The sequence below is a fragment of the Phocaeicola sp. RTP21198st1_B8_RTP21198_201120 genome (assembly GCF_040929485.1).
GTDB classification, from domain to species: domain Bacteria; phylum Bacteroidota; class Bacteroidia; order Bacteroidales; family Bacteroidaceae; genus Phocaeicola; species Phocaeicola dorei.
This window is the reverse complement of record NZ_JBCOCI010000282.1, coordinates 1-1,650: the sequence shown is the minus strand read 5'-3', so window position 1 is coordinate 1,650 and position 1,650 is coordinate 1. Positions and strand designations below refer to the sequence as shown.

Sequence of the window (1,650 nt, the reverse complement as noted above, 5' to 3'; positions counted from 1 at the left end):
CAATAAGGTGTAGTAACTATTGGCAATCGTTGCTACCAGTTGCGTCTGTACCGCTTGCCTATAGGCTTCACTCTGTTCGAGGGCGGCTTTGACTCCTCGTTTGGCATTGGTCAACTTTCCGAAAATATCCAGTTCCCAGTCTGCCGATGCTGCCAGATCATAGGTCTTGGAAGTTTTCGAACCATCCACGCTGCTCAATGTTCCTTGCGGAGTGAGCGATACAGAAGGCAGATAAGCCAACTTGGAAGAAAGCAGTAATGCTTCTACTTCTTTCACTTTCAAACGGGCAATATTCAAATCGGTATTATTCGCGATACCCGTTTCAATCAGTTGTTGCAGTTGCGGATCGCTAAATAGTTCCTTCCATGAAAGGGAAGCAATGGAAGCGGTATCCCCCGCAACAACCGGCTGCCGGTAAAGACTGTCGGTAACCGTCGTGTCCGGACGTTCATAAGTCCGGTACACATGACAACCGCTCAATCCGGCCGACAGGAATAAACATATTATTATCTTTTTCATACACTTCAACAATTAAAGATTCTCCAACTCTGCCGGTTTACGTGCCGGCATCAGTTTTTCCTGAAGATACTGGAACACGATAAACAATACAGGTACGATAAACAACAGGGCAACCGTACCGATCAACATTCCACCTACGGTTCCTACACCGATGGAAATATTACCGTTCGCTCCTACTCCCGATGCAAACATCATCGGTAACATACCGAATATCATCGTAAGAGATGTCATCAGGATTGGACGCAGACGGACTTGCGCAGCCGAAACAGCCGCCTGTGTGATCGTCATTCCCTGACGACGGCGCTCGGAAGCATATTCCGTAAGCAGAATAGCTGTCTTCGACAACAAGCCAATCAGCATAATCAAACCTGTCTGTAAATAGATATTATTCTCCAGGCCGAACATCTTGGCAAAAAGGAAACTTCCGGCAAGTCCGAATGGTACGGAAAGAATCACTGCAATCGGAATGAACAAGCTTTCGTAGAGCGCACAAAGAATAAGATAGATAAAGACTACACAGATGATAAATACCAGTGTTGTGGTATTCCCTGTAGAGGATTCTTCACGTGACATACCTCCGAACTCAAAGCCATAACCTGCCGGTAATACCTGTTCCGCAACTTCACGTACCACCTGAATAGCTTGTCCGGAACTGTAACCGTCTGCCGGAGCACCATTGACGGAGATGGCAGAGAACAAATTGAAACGCGTCAGCGACTCTGCACCGTAGACTCGTGTCAAAGTGAGATACTGACTGACAGGGGACATCTCTCCGTCGGAATTGCGGACAAACATATTATTCAATGCTTCAGTATCCAGACGGAATTCCGGTGAAGCCTGTACCATTACACGGTAAAGTTTAGAGAAACGGTTCATATTGGATGCATAGTTACCACCGATATAGCCGGACAAAGTGCTCAACACATCCGAAGGCGACACTCCATTCCGCTTGCAAAGGGCGGCATCCACTTCTACCAGGTATTGAGGGTATTTCGTATCGAACGAAGTCGAGGCACGTCCGATTTCAGGCCGGGCATTCAACGCGTCAATCATCTGACGGGTGTATTTCAGCAAATCTTCTACCGAACCGCCTTTCTGGTCCTGAATATAAATCTCAAAACCACTACTTAC

At 47.0% G+C, this 1,650-nt stretch carries 2 protein-coding genes; both read right to left on the bottom strand.

Annotated features, from left to right (window positions below; translation table 11 throughout):
• The coding region (locus tag AB5935_RS25445) for a TolC family protein (RefSeq protein WP_368327810.1) at positions 1–519 on the bottom strand (519 nt) is incomplete at its 3' end.
• A gap of 12 nt (positions 520–531) precedes the next feature.
• On the bottom strand, positions 532–1,650 hold a 1,119-nt coding region (locus AB5935_RS25440; protein ID WP_368327809.1), incomplete at its 5' end, for an efflux RND transporter permease subunit.